Genomic DNA, 17,151 nt, shown 5'->3' with positions numbered 1-17,151 from the left:
TCCGGTGCCGAGCACCCTGCACGTATCACCGACGGCGCGGCGCGCGTTCGGCACGATCAGCGCCGCGCTCGAGGTGGCGGCCACCCGGCGCGGGCCGGTGCGTGTGGTCGTCGACCCCGGTGTCTACCCCGGGTCGCTGGTCGTCCGCGGTGAGGTCGAGATCGTTGCGGCCCAAGGGCCGGGCACCGTCGAGATCGCCACCTCGGGCGCGGTGGTTACGGCCGACTGCGCGGGCGAGGTGCGCCTCACCGGGCTGACGCTCGTGACCAGGGGCGGCACCGCGGTGTTCTGCGGCGGCGGGTCCGTCGCGCTCACCGACTGCCGGGTGCTGGGGCAGGGCGGTGTCTGCGTCGACGCGCGGCCGGGCACGAGCGTCGCGGTGCGAGGCTGCGAGGTGCACGCGGGACGCGTGGTGTGCCAGGGCGCGTCCGGCACGATCACCGATTCCTCGTTCACCGACGCGGCCGACAACGCGATCGCCGTCATCGAGGGCGGCAGCGCGCGGATCAGCGGGTGCACGATCGCGAACGCGTCGCTGCACGGGATCAGGGTGAGCGGGGCGTCGGCCAGCGTCGAGAACTGCGATCTCACCGGTACCGGGCGCGACGCGATCGCGGCCGACGCGCACGCGACGGTGTCCATTGTGGACTGCACGGTGCACGACGTGCACACGGTCGGGATCGGGGTGGCCGAGCAGTCCACCGGCACGATCAGCGGTACCACGGTGACCGGCGCCGAGGACGGCATCGTCGTGACCAGCGGCGGCTCGCCGACGGTCACCGGCTGCGCGCTGGCCGACTGCCGCGACGCCGGCGTCATCGTGCGCGACCGCGGGCTCGGCCGGTTCACCGGCTGTTCGATCACGGGGTCCGGCAACGTCGGGTTCTTCGTCACCGGCAACGGCGCGCCGACGGTGGAGGACCTCCGGATCGGCAGCGGCAACGTCGGGGTGGCGCTGCTCGGCGGGCGCGGGCGGTTCACCGGGCTCGCCGTGACCGACCAGACCATCGCGCTGCGGTTGAAGGACCGCTCGGCCGGGCGGTTCGAGCGGATCAGGATCGAGCGCTGCGACGTCGGCTTCGAAGCGGAGGAAAACGAGACCACGGGCGAACTCCGCGACGCGCGGATCACCGGGGCGAGGCTGTGCGGGATCTCGGTGGCGGGCAACGCCCGCGTGACGGTCGACCGCGGGGTCGTCGACGGCGCGCTCGCGGTCGGGATGGCCGTGAACGGCGCAGGCAGGCTGACCGCGACCGACTGCGAGGTCACCGGCGCGGGCACCGGCGGGGTCGTGCTGCTCGGCAACGCCGCGTTCCTCGCCACCCGGCTCACCGTCAGCGGCAGCGGCGGCGCCGGGCTGGCGGGGAAGGAGTCCGCGCGCGTCGACTGCACGGACTGCACCTTCTCCGGCAACGCGATCGACCTGAGCATCGAAGAGACCTGCGTCGAGCGGTTCGCGGGTTGCACGATCGAAAGCGGCCCGGTCGAAAACGGCACCGAAGAATCCACAAAGGACAGTGCGGCGCCGCCGAACGGCCCGGCGGGCGACCCGCTCACCGAGCTGGACCGGCTGATCGGGCTCGCCCCGGTGAAGAAGCAGGTCCGCACCCAGGTCAACATGATCAAACTGGCCCAGCAGCGCCAGGCGGCCGGGCTGCCGATGCCACCGCTGAGCAGGCACCTGGTGTTCTCCGGGCCGCCCGGCACCGGCAAGACCACGGTCGCCAGGCTCTACGGCCAGATCCTCGAATCACTCGGCGTGCTCGCCACCGGCACCGTGCGGGAGGTCGCGCGCAGCCACCTCGTCGGCCAGTTCCTCGGGTCCACCGCGCAGAAGACCCGCGAGGTCTTCGAAAGCGCGAAGGGCGGCGTGCTGTTCATCGACGAGGCGTACACGCTGGCCAGGAAGTTCGGGGTGAACTCCGATTTCGGCCAGGAGGCGATCGACGAGCTGGTGAAGCTGATGGAGGACCACCGCGACGAGGTGGTGGTCATCGTCGCGGGCTACACCGGCGAGATGGAAACCTTCCTCGAAGCGAACCCCGGGCTGCGCTCCCGGTTCTCCCGGGTCATCGAATTTCCCGCCTACAGCACCGAAGAGCTGGTCCGGATCGTCGAAGCGACGGCCGCGAAGGACCACTACCGGCTCGACGCGGACGTCCCCGCGCGGCTGGCCGAGCACTTCGCCCACCACGAGCGCGACGGCGAACCCCGCAACGCCCGCGACGCGCGCAGCCTGTTCGAAGGCATGATCGAGAACCAGGCCGAGCGACTGTCCGAATCGGACGCCCCCTCCGTCGACCAGCTCATGCTACTGGTGGCCGAAGACATCCCCCGGCCAGACGGCGCCTAGATCACTCCTCGTCGCGTTTGGCGACGTACGAGCGGTATCCGAAGTAGACGCTCACCGCGATCAGCACGCCGCCGATCGTGAAGCAGACGTAGGCGATCGTCTGCAGGGTCGACAAATCGCCCCGGACGAGACCGACGAGCCCGTAGACGAGCATCACCAGCCCGCCGGTGAGGACGAGCCACCACCAGCGCCGCCACATCAGCGCCCGGTCGAACGCCACGCTCACACCCCCTGCTCGACTGAGCGCACCAGGCTACCGGGCGTCGAACTCCTTGCGCAGCTTGGCGGGTGCCTTGATCCGCCACGCTTCCTCGATCAGCTCCCGCAGCTGCGCCCCGTCGACCTTGTCGAGGTCGACGAGGATGTAGCCGTACCCGTCGTAGTGCGAGGTGGTGAAGAAGGCCGGATCGCCCGAGGCGAGCAGGGCCTCCTTCTCCTCCATCGCGCACACGAGCGCCAGCCCGCCCTCGGCTTCGGTGCGCAGGCGCGCGAGGACCTTGCCCCCTGCTTTCAACGACGGCGTCTTGTACGACGTCGATTCCTCGACGCCGGGCAGTTCCTTCGCCGTCGCCACTACTTCGTCCCAAGTCGCCATGGCCCCAGTGTTCACGGCCGGGGCCACGGCGTCTTGGTGAAATGGGAACTCGTCAGGCGACGGCCGTGATCCGGTCGGCGGGCGGCGGCGCGATCGCCGGGTGCGCGCCGAGGTAGGCGATCAGCGCGTCCAGGTCGACCGGGCCGCCGGTGAGGCCGGTGCCCTTGGTGAACTCGGTGAACCCGTCGCCGCCCGCGGCGAGGAAGTTGTTCACCGACACGCGGTAGCTGCCGTTCGGGTCCACCGGTTTGCCGTCCACGGTGATGTTGGAGACCTTCGACCCGGCGGGCGCGGACGCCGAGTAGGTGTACTTGAGCGTCTTCGAGATCTGCAGGATCTTCGTCCCGCCCGGACCCCACTGCTGCTCCAGCACGTTCTTCAGGTTCGCGCCGGTGAGCGTGATCGTCTGCATGATGTTCGCGAACGGCTGCACGGTGAACGCCTCGCCGTAGGTCACCACGCCGTCACCCTCGCCGTTCGGCGACGACGCGTAGGTCAGGTCCGCCCTAATCCCGCCGGGGTTGGTGATCGCGAGCTGCGCCTTGTTCGACGCGGTCGCTTCGAGCTGCGCGTCGGCGATGACGTCCCCGAGCGGGGTTTCGCCGGAGGCGGGGCCGCTCTTGAGCAGGTCCGCGGTGATCGTGCCGACCTGCTTGTTCGCGATCGGCGCTGCCTTCGCCTTCGCCTCGTCGATGAGCTTCCGCACCGCCGGGTCCGGGGTGACGTCGCGGGTGACGATTTCGTTGTGCGCCTTGGACTGCGCGCGCACCACGTCCCGCGTGCGCAGGTCGATCTTGAGGTCCAGCACGGAAAGCAGCCTGCCGAACGAGGCGCCCTGGATCATCGTGCGCGGGTTGCCCGCCGGGTCGGTGACCGTGCAGTCGTACTGCTGGTGGCTGTGCCCGGTGAAGATCGCGTCGACCTTCGGCGTCACCTTCGCGGCGATCTTCGACGCGGGTCCCGGTGCGACCTTGCAGTCGTCCGGCCCGCCGCCCTCGGTGTTGTCGCCCTGGTGCAGCAGGACGACCTGCGCCTTCACCCCGAACAGGTCGAGCAGCTCGGCCGTGCGGTCGATCGCGGCCACTTCGTCGCCGAACTTCAGGCCCTTGATCGAGTCGGGCGTGACCACCGTCGGCAGGTCCTTGAGCGTCGCGCCGATGACCCCGATGGGCACGCCGCCGGAGAACTGGACGCTGAACGGCAGCAGCGCGGGCAGCCCGCTGGTGAAGGACACATTGGACCCGAGGAACGGGAACTTCGCGCCGGGGAAGGACTTCCGGAACTGGCAGCCGTCCTTCGGGTGGCAGCCGCCGAACTGCATCCGCTGCAGTTCGGCGTATCCCTCGTCGAATTCGTGGTTGCCGACCACGGAGGCCCGCACGCCGAGCTGGTTGAGGAAATCGATGGTCGGCTCGTCGTGGAAGAGCGCGGAAATCACCGGCGAGGCGCCGATGTTGTCGCCCGAGGACAGCACCACCGAGTTGCGGACCTGCTCCCGCAGCTGCTTGACGTGCGTCGCCAGGTACGCGGCACCCCCGGCGTCGACGGTCGTGCCGTCGGACCGCGTCACCCGCCCCGAGGACCCGGACGGCGGTTCGAGGTTGCCGTGAAGATCGTTGAAGGAGATCAGCCGGACGTCGGTGGTGGGGCTCGCGGCCGCGGGCCCCGTCGCGAGTGCGACGGCGGCGAGCGCGGCCGTGGCGACCGCGCACGAGCGCAGCACGGCACGAATGGACAAGGTCATCGTTCCCTCCGCTTTTCGCGCGCCGCGATTCCCCTCAAGGCGCGCACGGCGGAGGATCTTGCCCGCTCCCGATGCCGTTGACCAGGGTCAAGAGATGGAAGATAGGCAAACGTCATCCGCAACGGGCGCGCTGCCTTCGAGCAGCACCCTCGCGACGAGTTCGGGGGCGTCGCTCATCGGCACGTGGCCGCAGCCGCGCAGCACCAGCAGGTGCGCGTCCGGCGCGACCCGGCGGAGGTCCGCCGCCTTCGGCCTGGCGAGGATGCGGTCCCGCTCGCCCCACGCGATGGTCACCGGCGGGCCGGTGACCGGGCCGAGGAACCGGAACCCGCCCTTGGCCTCGGCGAGCGTCGGCGCGAAACCGGGCGCGTGGCCGAACGCGTACGCGTCGTCGATGACCGCCTCGGGGGACTGCCGCCCGGGTTTCGCCACGATGAACCCGGTGAGCACGCCGCGGCCCGCGGGTGTCGCCGCGAGGCGCCGCACGCGGTCCGGCGGCATCCGCTCGGCGATCGCGCGGTGCGCGCGCAGCATCGCGAGCGCGTACCGCTGCTGGCGCGGAGTCCACAGCCCGGCCGGGGACAGCGCGGTGACGCTCCGGACCAGACCGGCCTTCCCGAGCGCGAGCGACAGCAGCCCGCCGAGCGAATTCCCCGCGACGTGCGGCCGGTCGATCCCGAGATCGGCGAAGAAGCGCCCGAAAACTTCGAGCGCCGCGTCGACGCTGTAACCGCCTTCTCCCGGTGGCGACTCCCCGAAACCGGGCAGGTCGACGGCGATCACGTCACGGTGTTCGGCGAGCAGCGGCAGCACGGGCGCCCACGCCTGGCGCCGGTGGCCGACGCCGTGGATGAGCACGAGGGGTTCCCCGCGGCCGAGCCGGTCATAGACGACGGTGTCCATGGCCGGAGGGTAACCCGCAAAACTACCCAGCGGTAGATACCGACGTTATTCGAATCATGCGCTCGCGCCGCCGGTCGCCGACCGGCTCCCACTCGCCGGTGGCCGTGAAACCCAGCCGCTCGTAGAGCCGGCGCGCGCCGGTGTTGCGCTCCTGGACCTGCAAGGCCAGCCGCGAACACCCGTGCTCGACGGCGGCCGTCGCGACGGCGTCCACCAACGCCGTGCCGACGCCGCGGCCGCGTGCCGCGGGAGCGACCCACAGCGACACCAAAAGCCACTCATCCGGGCGAGGCAAACCAGCCGCGAGCCCCAGGTCTTCGCCGCCTTCGGAGGCGAAGATCCAGGCACCCGCCCGCAACCGCGCACGCCAGTCGCCCTCGGCGAAATCCACCTCGCGGGCGTAGGTCGAAGTGAACGATTCGGGCGCGTCGGCGAGCGCGGTCAGCCGGATCTCGCGCAGCCGCGCCCACTCTGCTTCGCTCGCCTGCTCCAGGCCGATCACGTGAGCGACCGGACCATCCGCTCGCGGCGCATGCTCGGCACCGTCTCCCATTCGCCGGTCGCGACGAAACCGAGACGCTCGTAGGCGCGGCGGGCGCCCGTGTTCGACTCGGCGACCTGCAAGGCCAGCACCGGCGCGCCGTGCGCGGCGGCCTCGTCGGCCACCGCCTTGATCAACCTCGCCGCCACACCGCGCCCGCGCGCGGCCGGGGCCACCCACATCGAGTGCAAGGTCCACTCCCCGTCACCCGCCTTGCCCGCCGCGACACCGAAGGCTTCGCCACCCGGCCCGTCGGACGCGAGGAAGTACGTGCGCTGAGTGAGACGCCCGCGCCAGTCGGCTTCGCCGAACTCGGCTTCCTGCGCGTAGGTCGACCCGAACGCCGACGGCGAATCGGCCAGGGTGGCCAACCGGATCTCGCGCAGCGGCCGCCAATCGGCGTCGGTGAGTTTCCGCAGGTGGACCATGATCCCAGCGTCACACGCCTGCCACGCGGGACGCATCCGAATTACCGATCGGCCGCCCGGCATCGGCCGAATGGCCGACGCGGCCGCCGGTGCCGCGAGCCCTTCGACCGAAGTGCGCGCGCGGCCGGATTCCTAGGTTCGAAGCATGACAACAGCGCAGGTCACCGCCATCGGATACGGGTTGCTCGCCTTCGTCGCCGTGTGGGCCACGATCGGGCTCCCGCAACTCCTCGTCCAGCGTGTCAAGCACGGGCGGGTCGACCTCGGCCGCGTTGTCAGAACCGGAATCGTCACGCTGTATTCGTGCCTCGCCGTCGCGGTCGTCATGCTGCCGCTGCCGGGGCCGGGCACGAAGCCGCTGGAGCAGACCATCCAGCTCCAGCCGTTCCAGTGGGTCGCCGACATCGGCTCCGAGCTGCACAAGCACGGGCTGAGCGCGGCGGACTGGTTCACCACCCAGACCTTCCAGCAGGCCGCGATGAACGTGCTGCTGTTCGTGCCGCTCGGGATCTTCGCGAAGCTGTGGTGGCGGCGCGGGTTCACCGGTGCGACGCTGCTCGGCTTCGGTGTGTCGCTGCTGATCGAGATCACGCAACTGACCGCGAACTTCGGCACCGCGCCGTTCCAGTACCGGATCTTCGACGTGGACGACCTGATGACCAACACGGCGGGCGCGATGCTCGGCTGGACCGCGGCGGCGCTGTTCGTGATCCTGCGGACCGGGATCGCCAGGACCGTGGTGGCGAAGGTGGAGACCCCGGCGACGATGCCCGTCCGCCCGTCGCTCGACGCGCTGCGCACCACGCCGTTCCCGGTTCCGGCGAGGTCAGCCGTCCACGCGCAGCCTGCTCGGCGCCAGCGGGTCGACTTCTCCCATTCGCGCTAGCCGCGCTTGGCGGCGCAGTGCCTCGCGGCGCTGCGCCCTGCGGTCTTCGAACAGCACGGTCGCGGTCGCGGCGGCGAAGACCAGCAGGACGATGCCGACGATGATCGCCAGTTCCACGCGGCGCCTCCTCCGACCTCGTTGTCCTGTAAGGCAGATCACACAGGGTACGCAGATCGTGGCGACTTTGACCACCCCCGGCCGTGTTCCCCGCTCTACTTCACCCCGGACTCAGTGGACGAGCTGGGGAACCCTCACTGGATCAGCGCACTCGCGACCGGGGAGGACCCGAACCACGTGGTGTCCGTCAAGGGATCGACGGCCGCGACGGGCCACGTTTCGATCACGGCACGTAATAGCCGGTCCGATCGCGCGACTTGCGGGACGAGGTGCGTCCACCCGGGACGCCCGAACTGGGAGCCGGATCGCCATGACCACGCCGACCACGCAGCCTCCCTCCGACGGCCCGCCCCTCCGCCGGAGGTGGCTGTGGGTCGGCGCGGTCGCCCTGCTCGCCGTCGCCCTGATCGTCATCATCTCGGCGGCCACCGGCGGTCGGAAGATCGCGGGCAGCGCTTCACCGGACACGGCCGTTCCGATCACGCCGCCGACCACGGACCCTTCGGTCGAAGCGGCTCAGCGGTCCGCGGCCAGCGCCAGCGCGGCATCCAGCAGCTCTGCCGCGGCGAGTGCGTCCGCCGCGGCCAGCAAGTCGTCGGCGGCAGCGGCGAGCAGTTCTGCCGAAGCGGCGCGCCAGTCCTCGGTCGCGGCCGAAGCATCGGCCAAGGCCGCCGAGGAAGCCGAGCGCAAGGCCAAGGAAATCATCTACAGCGTGACGACGACAGGGCCCGGCATCAACTCCGTCACGTACACGAAGCAGGGCTTCAACATTTCCCAGGAGACCGCCGTGAAGGGCAAGAAGTGGTCGCGGACGGTCCAAGACATGGGCAGTGACAGCTATCCAAGCGTGAACGCCCAGAACGACGGCGGCGGCACCATCCGCTGCTCGATCAAGCGCGGCGACGGAACGGTCCTGTCCGAGAACTCCAGCTCCGGCGACTACGCGGTGGTGACGTGCTCGTAGTGCCGATCAGCGCGGCGGAAGGACGCAGAACTCGTTGCCTTCCGGGTCGGTGAGCACGACCCACGGGAACGCGGGCTCGTCCTCGATCACCTTGGCGCCCAAGGAGACCAGCCGGTCGACCTCGTCGTACTGGCCGCCGTCGGTGGGGGCGAGGTCGAGGTGCAGCCGGTTCTTCACCGATTTGCCCTCGGGCACCGGCTGGAAGACCAGCACCGGATCGCCGGAGGTCTCCACGTAGGTGACGCCTTCGGCGTCGTCGAAGCGGTTCGAGATCTTCTGTCCCAGCGCGCCGCACCAGAATCCCGCGAGCGCTTCCGCGTCGTGGCAGTCGATCGCGATGGCGAGAACCGTGGCCGTCATGCATCCGGTGTACCCCGCGGGGCAGACTGCACACATGGCCACCCGCGCGGCGAAACCCACCAAGGACCAGCTGGCCGCCGCGCACGGCACCACCATCCCGGACGTGCTCGCGCCGGATCTGGCCGTGCTGTTCTGCGGGATCAACCCGGGGCTGTACTCGGGCGCGGTCAGCCTGCACTTCGCGCGGCCCGGCAACCGGTTCTGGCCCGCGCTGCACGCCGGCGGGTTCACGCCGCGCCTGTTCGACCCGAGCGAGCAGGACGAGCTGCTGGCACTCGGCATCGGGATCACGAACGTGGTGGCGAGGACGACCGCGCGCGCCGACGAACTCTCCGGCGACGAACTGCGCGCGGGTGGCGTCGAACTCGCCCGCAAGGTCGCGGAATACCGGCCGGGGTGGCTCGCGGTCGTGGGGATCACCGCGTACCGGGTCGCGTTCGGACGTCCGAAAGCGACGGTCGGCCCCCAGGAGGAGACCGTCGGCGGCGGCCGGGTGTGGGTGCTGCCGAATCCCAGCGGGCTCAACGCGCACTGGACACCGGCGGGGCTCGGCGCCGAGTTCGCGCGCCTGAAGCGCAATTTGCGCTGACCGCGACCTCACGGACCAGGGCATACCCTTAGTATCCGGACTCGCGGTAACAGGTACTGACGGCGCGCGGGATCTACCACGAACGGGTGAAACACCCACCCAGAGATGCACGGGTGACCGCCCCCACCCCCCGTGAGGGGGATATCGCGTCACGAAGCCGCTCACGGCGACTCGGAAAAGTCAACAAGGTGTCATTCCTGGACTGGTCCTGACAGGGGGGACCGGTTCGCCGCGTGAAAGGTCTTGGGGGCGGTGCTTCGGGGGAAGCAGCGACAGCTCGACACGGCAGCCAGGGTGACTTGCTGAGACGGAGTGCCCCATGACGCGCAGCATCGAGCCGAACCGGCCGCAGCACCCCGGCAGAAGCCTCGGGGTGGCGTCCATCGATCCCGTGCCGCTCTTCCGCGACGGGCTGTCGGCACTGGTCCACCGCACGCAGGGCCTGCACTGGGCGGGGCACGCCGCGTCGCACCACAGCGCGCTCCAGCTCGCCGAGCAGGTGCGGCCCGACGTCGCGCTGATCGACTCCGGGCTCGACCCGCAGTGCCACCTGACGAAGCTGCTCGCCGTCGGCGATCCCGCGCTGCTGATCATCGTGCTGGTGCGCCAGTCGAACCGCACCGCGCAGTACCTCACGGCCGCGATCGGCGCCGGCGCGCACGCGGCCATTCCCCGCGAGGCCGAGGCGCGCAGGCTCGCCGAGGCCATCCGGCGCGCCTACACCGACCGCCGCTACATCGACCCGGCGCTGTCCGCGCTCATCGCGCGCCCGAAGCGGCAGTCACCGGACGGCACGAACACGAAGGCGCAGATGCCGTTGTCCCGGCGCGAATACCAGGTGCTGCAGCTCGTCGCCGAAGGGCTGGAAAACTCCGCGATCGCGAAAATCCTTTACCTGTCGGTGGAGACCGTGCGGACACATGTGAAGAGCATTCTGCGGAAACTGTCCGCACGCGATCGCACGCACGCGGTGACCACCGCGTTCCGGAGTGGAATCCTCGTCACGCAGCCCAACGACGCGGTGGGCGTACCGAGGGAAACGCAGTTCACGAAGGCCGCCGGAAGCGCTGAAACCCCTACAGTGTGACAGGTCTCACCGAAATCGCGGAGATCCACCCAGAAGAAGCGTGGTTTCCCTTGCCGTCGGTTACTCACAGGTAATATCCTGAAGTTACCGGCCAGTAAGGGAAGCGTGCCCAGCCGGAAACCCGAGTACAGACGGAGCGACGACATGGGCCACTACAAGAGCAACGTCCGAGACCTGGAGTTCAACCTCTTCGAGGTGCTCGGCGTCCAGGACCGCCTCGGCAAGGGCGTGCTGGAGGAGTCCGACGAGGAGACCGCCCGTGGCGTGCTCTCCGAGCTGAACAACCTCGCCGTCGGCCCGCTGGCCGACTCGTTCGCCGACGCGGACCGCAACCCGCCGGTGTACGACCCCAAGACCTTCTCGGCCACGCTGCCCGAGTCGTTCAAGAAGAGCTACCAGGCGCTCTGGGACGGCGAGTGGTGGCGGCTCGGCCTGCCGAACCACCTCGGCGGCTTCGGCCTTCCCCCCACGGTCCAGTGGGCCGCGTCCGAGCTCATCCTCGGCGCCAACCCGCCGCTGTTCATGTACCTGGCCGGCCCGAACTTCGCGATGATCGTCGACAAGAACGGCACCGACGAGCAGAAGCGCTGGGCGCAGCTCATGATCGACCGCGGCTGGGGCGCCACCATGGTGCTGACCGAGCCGGACGCGGGCTCCGACGTCGGCGCCGGGCGCACCAAGGCGGTCAAGCAGGAGGACGGCTCCTGGCACATCGACGGCGTGAAGCGGTTCATCACCTCCGCCGACCAGGACATGACCGAGAACATCATGCACCTGGTGCTGGCCCGTCCCGAGGGCCCCGGCATCGAGACCAAGCCCGGCACCAAGGGCCTTTCCCTGTTCCTGGTGCCCAAGTTCCACTTCGACGGCACCACCGGCGAGCCGGGCGAGCGCAACGGCGCCTTCGTAACCAACGTCGAGCACAAAATGGGCATCAAGGCCTCGACCACCTGCGAGCTGACCTTCGGCCAGCACGGCACGCCCGCGAAGGGCTGGCTGCTCGGCGAGGTGCACGACGGCATCGCGCAGATGTTCCAGGTGATCGAGTACGCGCGGATGATGGTCGGCACCAAGGCCATCGCGACGCTGTCGACCGGGTACCTGAACGCGCTCGAGTACGCCAAGGAGCGCGTGCAGGGCGCGGACCTGCCCAACATGCTCAACAAGACCGCGCCGCGCGTCACCATCACGCACCACCCCGACGTGCGCCGTTCGCTGATGCTGCAGAAGGCGTACGCGGAGGGCCTGCGCGCGATCTACCTGTACACGGCGTCGTTCCAGGACCAGGTGTGGACCCAGGACGGCGACGAGGCGGCGATCAAGCTCGCGGAGCGCGTGAACGACCTGCTGCTGCCGATCGTGAAGGGCGTCGGCTCCGAGCGCGCCACCGAGCAGCTCGTGCAGTCGCTGCAGACGCTCGGCGGCTCGGGCTTCCTGCAGGACTACCCGATCGAGCAGTACATCCGCGACGCGAAGATCGACTCGCTGTACGAGGGCACCACGGCGATCCAGTCGCTGGACTTCTTCTTCCGCAAGATCGTCCGAGACAAGGGCCAGGCGCTCGCGCACGTGGCTGGCGAGATCACCGCCTTCATCGAGGCGGAGGCGGGCAACGGGCGGCTCAAGAACGAGCGCGCGCTGCTCAAGCAGGCCCTCGAGGACACGCAGGGCATGCTCGGCTCGATGATCGGCGCGCTGACCGCGTCGCAGGAGGACCCGCAGAACATCAACAAGGTCGGGCAGCACACCGTCCGGCTGCTGATGTCGGTCGGCGACCTGCTCGTCGGCTGGCAGCTGCTCAAGCAGGCCGAGATCGCGATCGCGAAGCTCGACGGCACGCCGTCGGCGAAGGACAAGCCGTTCTACGAAGGCAAGATCGCTGTCGCGTCGTTCTTCGCGAAGACCGTGCTGCCGGAGCTGACCGCCCGCCGCGCGATCGTCGAAGCGGCCGACAACGACCTGATGGACGTGTCGGAAGCGGCCTTCTGAGGTAGCCGGAAATCCCCCGTGCGGAAGCGCGCGGGGGATTTTTCGCGTCCGGGGCGGAAATCGCGTTTGGCGGCCCGGTGTTCCGGCCATTACCCCTGTGCACCATCCACCGCACAGAGGAGAAAATGACCATGTCCGTCACCGGAGTGATCACCGCGATCGTGGTCGGCCTGATCCTCGGCGTGCTGGGCCGGCTCTTCGCGCCCGGCAAGCAGAGCATCCCGATCTGGCTCACCATCCTGGTCGGCATCGTGGCCGCGTTCATCGGCACCGCGATCGCGCGTGGGCTCGGGTACGCCGACACCAAGGGCTTCGACTGGCTGGAACTGATCACCCAGATCGTGATCGCCGCGATCGGGGTCAGTCTCGTGGCAGGCGTCTACGGCAAACGCGGTATCAGCCGATAGGGGTCCCCCGAACGCGGGTTTCGGCGCGCGATGTCCGGTTCACGGTGGGACCCTTCGCCCACACAGGGCGAAAGGAGCAGCGAAATGCTTGGTGGAATCTGGGGCATCATCACGACGGTCGTCGTGGGCCTCATCCTCGGCGTCATCGGCCGGTTCCTCGCGCCTGGCGAGCAGAAGATCCCGATGTGGCTGACGATCGTGGTCGGCATCGTGGCCGCGTTCATCGGCAACTGGCTCGCCGGGGTGTTCGGTGTGCGGGACACGCCGGGCATCGACTGGATCCGGCACGCGTTCCAGGTCGTGGCCGCCATCGTCGGCGTGATCGCGGCGGCCGGGATCTACGCGAAGGTCAAGGGCGGGCAAATCGCCTCGAAGTCGTAGCCGGCGCGGAAAAGGCCCGCCGCATCACGAGTGCGGCGGGCCTTTTCGCTGTCCGGGGCGCCTCAGACGCGCACCGCGCCGCAGGCGATCGCGACGTAGGCGCGCTGCGGGGCGCGGTAGAGCACTTCGGCCCAGCGGTTGTCGGTGAGCTGGACGCCCTTCGGCCCGACGCACGAGTACTTCCCGCCGACCACGAACGGCCCGCACGGGACCTTGGGGTCGGCGTGCGCGCAGGTCGTGTAGTTGTCACAGGTCAGGGTCGTCAGCGTGGCCGAAGTGACCTCGGCACCGGTCCGCACGTTCAACCGGCAGGCGTTGTCCGCGTTCGCGTGTACGAGCCCCTTCGGCGGCTCATCGGCCCCGGCCCCGGCCCCGGCCGCGGCACCGCTCGTGAGCATGATCGCGGCCGCGCCCGCGGCCACCGCGAACACCCTGACCGGCAAAGCACTTCTCAGCGACACCGAACCTCCATTGTGGACTGAGCTGAATCCTGGTCGCTACCGACCGTAGCCGAATGTGGTCACGGAGCGAAGGGGATCGCCGGACCCCGACCGGGTGATCGTGGGGCTAGGGTCGGTGCCGTGAGTGACGTGCCGCAGCTCGACCTGGACCGCGGCGGCCTCGACGCGGTGCCGCCCGAAGCGCTCGCCGATCCCGGGCTTCATCGGCTGAGCCTCTACGCGAACGAGATCAGCGAACTGCCGGATCGGGTGTGGGATCTGGTGGAACTGCGCGTGTTGAACGTCGCGGACAATCGGCTCACGTCGCTTTCGCCGCGCATCGGCGAATTGCGGCACCTGCACACGCTCGACCTCGGACACAACGCGTTCCGCGCGCTTCCCGACGAATTGGGCGAGCTTCCCGAACTCACCGAATACCTCTACCTCAGCGACAACGAGCTGACCGTGTTCCCGGAATCGTTGTGCCGCTTGGGAAAGCTCAAGTACCTCGGATGCACGGACAACCGGATCGATGTGCTGCCGCCCGCGATCGCCGGGCTGCGGTCGCTGCGCGAACTGCGGCTCTACCACAATGGACTGCGCGCGCTTCCGGAGGAAATCGGCTCGTTGCCCGCGTTGCGGGAACTGCATTTGCGGGGGAACCGGATCACGCGCCTGCCGTCGGCCGTCGGGTCGCTGCGGGAACTGCGGCAGCTCGATCTGCGCGACAACGGACTCGTCGAGCTTCCTTCAGCATTGCTCGAACTGTCCAAACTGGACAAACTGGATCTGCGGTGGAACAAGGATCTCCGGCTGCCTCCGTGGCTACCGGACCTCGAAGCGCGCGGCTGCTACGTGTTGCTCTGACTTCGCGGGCGGGGCCGACTGGCGAGTAGCTCGCCGCGAGGGGGCGATTTGGGGCGCTCAGGTCCCCGAAGGTGGCCTTCGGGGCATGCGGCGCCCGGGACGCGAGCGGTCCGGAATTGTCGGTGCCGCGCGGTAATGTTGAAATCAGGGGCTCCCCTGGGCGTACGAACGGTCCGTTCGTGCGGGGCGGGGCCGCGGGTCAGGTGCAGATGACCAGGGGGCGCGGCTGGTAGGTCACCACGGTGGTTTCCCGCCGCACTTCGGCGCCGGAGACCACGTCGCGCAGGATGCGGGTGTCCGAGGTGCTGAACCCGGCCTTTCCCTCGTTCGGGACGCAGCCGGGGCCGGAGCCGGGCTCGACCGGCGGCGGCGCGAGGTTCGACCGCTCGCCGGTCGCACTGTCCACTGTGTACCGCTTGGTGCTCCAGATCTTGACGGTCACGGTGGATCCGGTCGCCGAGGCCTGTATCGCGACGCCCGACGGCGAATCGTTCGTGAACTTCAGGTCGACCGCGGAACCGCTGTCGGAGAAGGAAGTCGCGTCGCGGCCGGGCGGGTAGCGGTCGAGGTAGGTCGAGTGCGCGGTGTGCCCCGCGTCGCCGAGCCCGGCGAAGTAGGCGGCGTTGTAGAGCGTGCTCGTCAGTTGCGAAATGCCGCCCGCCGCGACCTGCGGGCCGGTGCCGTCCTCGTTCATCGGCGCGGTCGCGTACCCGCTCCGCGCGCCGAGGTGCGCGTTGAGGCTGAAGGTTTCGCCCGGTTTCAGCACCACACCGTTGACGGCGGCCGCCGCGGCGCGGACGTTCCCCGCGACGTCGGGCGAGAAGCCGCCGGTGGTGAACTGGCCGACCACCTCCTTGACGCCGAGCGCGTTCACCGCGTCGGTGGTCAGGTTCGGCTTCTTCGTCTGGTAGGCGACCTTGAGATCGCGGGATTCCGGCAGCGTCAGCACACCCATGAACGGCTTGAAGGTGGTGAGCCAGTCGATCTTGCGCCCGTCCTCCGAGGGCTGCACGGTCGGCACGTCGCCGACGAACACCAGGCTCGCGTCCTTGCTGTCCTGCTCGGTGGAGACCAGCTCCGGCTGGAGGCCCTGCTGCAGCTTCGCCTGGTCGACGCGGACCTCGAGGTCGCCGTTGTCGAGCGGGGCGAACCGGAACGAACTGGCGATCGCGTCCGGTTTGAGCGCCACGTCCTTGCCCTCGCCGTGCACCGTGATCGGTTTCGCGACCGCCGGGTTCACGATCTGGTCGAGCGCCTTGTGCACCCCGGCCGAACTGGCCTTCACCGGGGTGGTGGAGACCGGCACCAGCACGCCGCCGCGATCGAGCCAGTGCTGGTGGACGAGATCGGCGGCGGCGTTCGTGTCGCCGACCGCCTGGCCCTGGCGCGGTTCGACCGCGCGCGCGGTGACCCCGCCGTCGCTGCCGGGGATCGGGTCGAAGGCGATACCGCCTTCGGTCGGTGGGTGGTCGAGCTGGGTGTGCGTCAGCTCGGCGACCGAGGACGCGAGGACCTTGTCGTCCGTCCTTGTCTCGACACCGACCTCGCGCTTGGTGAAGAACGACATGATCCGCGTGATCGGGCTCAGCGGCTGGTGCCCCGCCTTTTCCAGCGTCGAGGGCCAGTCGAGGCCGAGACCGGAGTTCTTGGGGTCGAGCTTGGTCTCGACGTCACCGGCCCTGACCAGGACGGGCTGGGTCAGCCGCGGTTCGAGCTCCCGCCGCAGCTTCGACTCGGCGTCCTTCTTGGTGAGGCCGCCGACGTCGATCCCGGCGACGGTGACCCCGCGCGGCACGTCGCCCGCGCTGAACATGAGATCGCCGACGTAGAGCAGGACGAACACCGTGAGCCCGACACCGGTGATCATCATCGCCTTGCCGAGCCCGTGCCGGAACCGGCTGGACGGCGTGTCCGGCTCGGGCGCCGAATGTTCGCCGTCGAGCAGTTCGCCGACGAGTTCGGAGTCGTCCTCGTCGTCGTAGACTTCGGCGCCCGCGGGCTCGATGACCTGGGGAGCGGGAAGTACTTCGGTGTCCTGGACGGCGGGATGCTCACCTGTGTCGGTGTCCCAAACCGGCCAGTAGTGCTCGTCGGCCACCCGTCCCCTCCGCGGTCACTTCGGCTACAAGTAAAGCCCCGTACCCTGTTCGGTGCGCTCGGTGGCGATCGCGTGGATGTCGCGCTCCCGCATCACCAGATATCCCGCCCCCTGGATCTCCACCTCGAGCTGGTCCTCCGGGTTGAACAGCACCCGGTCGGATACTTTCACGTTGCGCACATTATTGCCCACACCCAGTACATCGCCCCAGGACAGCCGACGGGCGACTTCGGCCGTCGCGGGGATGACGATGCCGCCCGTGCTGCGGCGTTCGCCGTCCTCGTCGGCCAGCCTGACCAGCACCCGGTCGTGCAGCATCTGGATTTCGAGCTTCGTCGCGGGCACCGGCACGCGGTTGGTTTCGGACACGCACGAAATGCTACTTACCCGCTGAGAGCGCGA

At 69.4% G+C, this 17,151-nt stretch carries 20 protein-coding genes; 9 read left to right on the top strand and 11 right to left on the bottom strand.

Features of this window, described 5'->3' with window-relative positions:
* Positions 1 to 4: 4 nt before the first annotated feature.
* Positions 5 to 2,353: a right-handed parallel beta-helix repeat-containing protein gene (locus HUW46_RS20625; RefSeq protein ID WP_215548821.1), complete on the top strand. Its 2,349-nt coding sequence runs from the start codon at positions 5 to 7 to the stop codon at positions 2,351 to 2,353.
* A gap of 1 nt (position 2,354) precedes the next feature.
* On the opposite strand, the gene HUW46_RS20620 is transcribed toward HUW46_RS20625, so the two are convergent.
* From HUW46_RS20620 to HUW46_RS20595, 6 genes are all read right to left on the bottom strand, one after another.
* The gene (locus HUW46_RS20620) at positions 2,355 to 2,579 is read right to left on the bottom strand and encodes a hypothetical protein (RefSeq protein ID WP_215548820.1); all 225 of its coding nucleotides are present in this window, start codon (positions 2,577 to 2,579) and stop codon (positions 2,355 to 2,357) included.
* A 27-nt stretch (positions 2,580 to 2,606) separates the two neighbouring features.
* Positions 2,607 to 2,948, bottom strand: a complete 342-nt coding sequence (locus HUW46_RS20615; RefSeq protein ID WP_215548819.1) for an MmcQ/YjbR family DNA-binding protein — start codon at positions 2,946 to 2,948, stop codon at positions 2,607 to 2,609.
* 52 nt (positions 2,949 to 3,000) lie between these two features.
* Positions 3,001 to 4,692, bottom strand: coding sequence for a bifunctional metallophosphatase/5'-nucleotidase (locus HUW46_RS20610; protein WP_215548818.1), 1,692 nt, complete (start codon positions 4,690 to 4,692; stop codon positions 3,001 to 3,003).
* Between the two features lie 87 nt (positions 4,693 to 4,779).
* Positions 4,780 to 5,595, bottom strand: coding sequence for an alpha/beta fold hydrolase (locus HUW46_RS20605; protein ID WP_215548817.1), 816 nt, complete (start codon positions 5,593 to 5,595; stop codon positions 4,780 to 4,782).
* Between the two features lie 22 nt (positions 5,596 to 5,617).
* A complete protein-coding gene (locus HUW46_RS20600) occupies positions 5,618 to 6,097 on the bottom strand; it encodes a GNAT family N-acetyltransferase (protein WP_254126374.1) in 480 nt (159 codons plus the stop codon).
* The gene (locus HUW46_RS20595; RefSeq protein ID WP_215548815.1) at positions 6,094 to 6,564 is read right to left on the bottom strand and encodes a GNAT family N-acetyltransferase; all 471 of its coding nucleotides are present in this window, start codon (positions 6,562 to 6,564) and stop codon (positions 6,094 to 6,096) included. The genes HUW46_RS20600 and HUW46_RS20595 overlap by 4 nt, the downstream gene beginning before the upstream one ends.
* Before the next feature lie 145 nt (positions 6,565 to 6,709).
* On the opposite strand from HUW46_RS20595, the gene HUW46_RS20590 reads away from it, so the two are divergent.
* Positions 6,710 to 7,450, top strand: a complete 741-nt coding sequence (locus HUW46_RS20590; RefSeq protein ID WP_215548814.1) for a VanZ family protein — start codon at positions 6,710 to 6,712, stop codon at positions 7,448 to 7,450.
* Here HUW46_RS20590 and HUW46_RS20585 read toward each other — a convergent pair.
* Entirely contained in the window at positions 7,391 to 7,567 is a 177-nt protein-coding gene (locus tag HUW46_RS20585) for a hypothetical protein (RefSeq protein ID WP_215548813.1), read from the bottom strand. The genes HUW46_RS20590 and HUW46_RS20585 overlap by 60 nt on opposite strands.
* A gap of 310 nt (positions 7,568 to 7,877) precedes the next feature.
* Here HUW46_RS20585 and HUW46_RS20580 point away from each other — a divergent pair, with 310 nt between their 5' ends.
* Positions 7,878 to 8,531 (top strand): hypothetical protein, encoded by a 654-nt coding sequence (locus HUW46_RS20580; protein ID WP_215550549.1) that lies wholly within the window; start codon positions 7,878 to 7,880, stop codon positions 8,529 to 8,531.
* A 6-nt stretch (positions 8,532 to 8,537) separates the two neighbouring features.
* Here HUW46_RS20580 and HUW46_RS20575 read toward each other — a convergent pair whose 3' ends face one another.
* Positions 8,538 to 8,891, bottom strand: a complete 354-nt coding sequence (locus HUW46_RS20575) for a VOC family protein (protein ID WP_215548812.1) — start codon at positions 8,889 to 8,891, stop codon at positions 8,538 to 8,540.
* Between the two features lie 34 nt (positions 8,892 to 8,925).
* Between HUW46_RS20575 and mug the strand changes: the two genes are divergently transcribed.
* The 5 genes from mug to HUW46_RS20550 all read left to right on the top strand — a co-directional run bounded on the left by mug (position 8,926) and on the right by HUW46_RS20550 (position 13,344).
* A complete protein-coding gene (gene mug / locus HUW46_RS20570) occupies positions 8,926 to 9,480 on the top strand; it encodes a G/U mismatch-specific DNA glycosylase (RefSeq protein ID WP_215548811.1) in 555 nt (184 codons plus the stop codon).
* A gap of 319 nt (positions 9,481 to 9,799) precedes the next feature.
* Positions 9,800 to 10,567, top strand: coding sequence for a response regulator transcription factor (locus tag HUW46_RS20565; RefSeq protein WP_215548810.1), 768 nt, complete (start codon positions 9,800 to 9,802; stop codon positions 10,565 to 10,567).
* Positions 10,568 to 10,711: 144 nt separating this feature from the next.
* Positions 10,712 to 12,556 (top strand): acyl-CoA dehydrogenase, encoded by a 1,845-nt coding sequence (locus HUW46_RS20560; RefSeq protein ID WP_215548809.1) that lies wholly within the window; start codon positions 10,712 to 10,714, stop codon positions 12,554 to 12,556.
* Positions 12,557 to 12,687: 131 nt separating this feature from the next.
* The gene (locus HUW46_RS20555) at positions 12,688 to 12,963 is read left to right on the top strand and encodes a GlsB/YeaQ/YmgE family stress response membrane protein (protein WP_215550002.1); all 276 of its coding nucleotides are present in this window, start codon (positions 12,688 to 12,690) and stop codon (positions 12,961 to 12,963) included.
* 84 nt (positions 12,964 to 13,047) lie between these two features.
* Positions 13,048 to 13,344 (top strand): GlsB/YeaQ/YmgE family stress response membrane protein, encoded by a 297-nt coding sequence (locus HUW46_RS20550; protein ID WP_215548808.1) that lies wholly within the window; start codon positions 13,048 to 13,050, stop codon positions 13,342 to 13,344.
* Between the two features lie 62 nt (positions 13,345 to 13,406).
* Here HUW46_RS20550 and HUW46_RS20545 read toward each other — a convergent pair whose 3' ends face one another.
* A complete protein-coding gene (locus HUW46_RS20545) occupies positions 13,407 to 13,805 on the bottom strand; it encodes a hypothetical protein (protein ID WP_254126373.1) in 399 nt (132 codons plus the stop codon).
* A gap of 129 nt (positions 13,806 to 13,934) precedes the next feature.
* Between HUW46_RS20545 and HUW46_RS20540 the strand changes: the two genes are divergently transcribed.
* Positions 13,935 to 14,651, top strand: coding sequence for a leucine-rich repeat domain-containing protein (locus HUW46_RS20540; protein WP_215550000.1), 717 nt, complete (start codon positions 13,935 to 13,937; stop codon positions 14,649 to 14,651).
* Positions 14,652 to 14,850: 199 nt separating this feature from the next.
* Here the strand turns inward: HUW46_RS20540 and HUW46_RS20535 are convergent, their stop codons facing one another.
* Together HUW46_RS20535 and HUW46_RS20530 are read right to left on the bottom strand one after the other, a co-directional pair.
* On the bottom strand, positions 14,851 to 16,749 hold the full coding sequence (locus HUW46_RS20535; RefSeq protein ID WP_215548807.1) for a VanW family protein: 1,899 nt from the start codon (positions 16,747 to 16,749) through the stop codon (positions 14,851 to 14,853).
* Between the two features lie 24 nt (positions 16,750 to 16,773).
* The gene (locus HUW46_RS20530) at positions 16,774 to 17,127 is read right to left on the bottom strand and encodes a GroES family chaperonin (RefSeq protein WP_442860986.1); all 354 of its coding nucleotides are present in this window, start codon (positions 17,125 to 17,127) and stop codon (positions 16,774 to 16,776) included.
* Positions 17,128 to 17,151: the final 24 nt, after the last annotated feature.

This window comes from Amycolatopsis sp. CA-230715, assembly GCF_018736145.1.
GTDB lineage: Bacteria > Actinomycetota > Actinomycetes > Mycobacteriales > Pseudonocardiaceae > Amycolatopsis.
This window is presented reverse-complemented; position numbering and strand designations above follow the sequence as displayed.

Bases quoted from the DNA above. Each gene is read 5' to 3' on its own strand.
- HUW46_RS20595 (WP_215548815.1), bottom strand. From the start codon at position 6,564: ATGGTCCACCTGCGGAAACTCACCGACGCCGATTGGCGGCCGCTGCGC.
- HUW46_RS20590 (WP_215548814.1), top strand. From the start codon at position 6,710: ATGACAACAGCGCAGGTCACCGCCATCGGATACGGGTTGCTCGCCTTC.
- HUW46_RS20615 (WP_215548819.1), bottom strand. From the start codon at position 2,948: ATGGCGACTTGGGACGAAGTAGTGGCGACGGCGAAGGAACTGCCCGGC.
- HUW46_RS20550 (WP_215548808.1), top strand. From the start codon at position 13,048: ATGCTTGGTGGAATCTGGGGCATCATCACGACGGTCGTCGTGGGCCTC.
- HUW46_RS20575 (WP_215548812.1), bottom strand. From the start codon at position 8,891: ATGACGGCCACGGTTCTCGCCATCGCGATCGACTGCCACGACGCGGAA.
- HUW46_RS20580 (WP_215550549.1), top strand. From the start codon at position 7,878: ATGACCACGCCGACCACGCAGCCTCCCTCCGACGGCCCGCCCCTCCGC.
- HUW46_RS20560 (WP_215548809.1), top strand. From the start codon at position 10,712: ATGGGCCACTACAAGAGCAACGTCCGAGACCTGGAGTTCAACCTCTTC.
- HUW46_RS20605 (WP_215548817.1), bottom strand. From the start codon at position 5,595: ATGGACACCGTCGTCTATGACCGGCTCGGCCGCGGGGAACCCCTCGTG.
- HUW46_RS20610 (WP_215548818.1), bottom strand. From the start codon at position 4,692: ATGACCTTGTCCATTCGTGCCGTGCTGCGCTCGTGCGCGGTCGCCACG.
- HUW46_RS20565 (WP_215548810.1), top strand. From the start codon at position 9,800: ATGACGCGCAGCATCGAGCCGAACCGGCCGCAGCACCCCGGCAGAAGC.
- mug (WP_215548811.1), top strand. From the start codon at position 8,926: ATGGCCACCCGCGCGGCGAAACCCACCAAGGACCAGCTGGCCGCCGCG.
- HUW46_RS20555 (WP_215550002.1), top strand. From the start codon at position 12,688: ATGTCCGTCACCGGAGTGATCACCGCGATCGTGGTCGGCCTGATCCTC.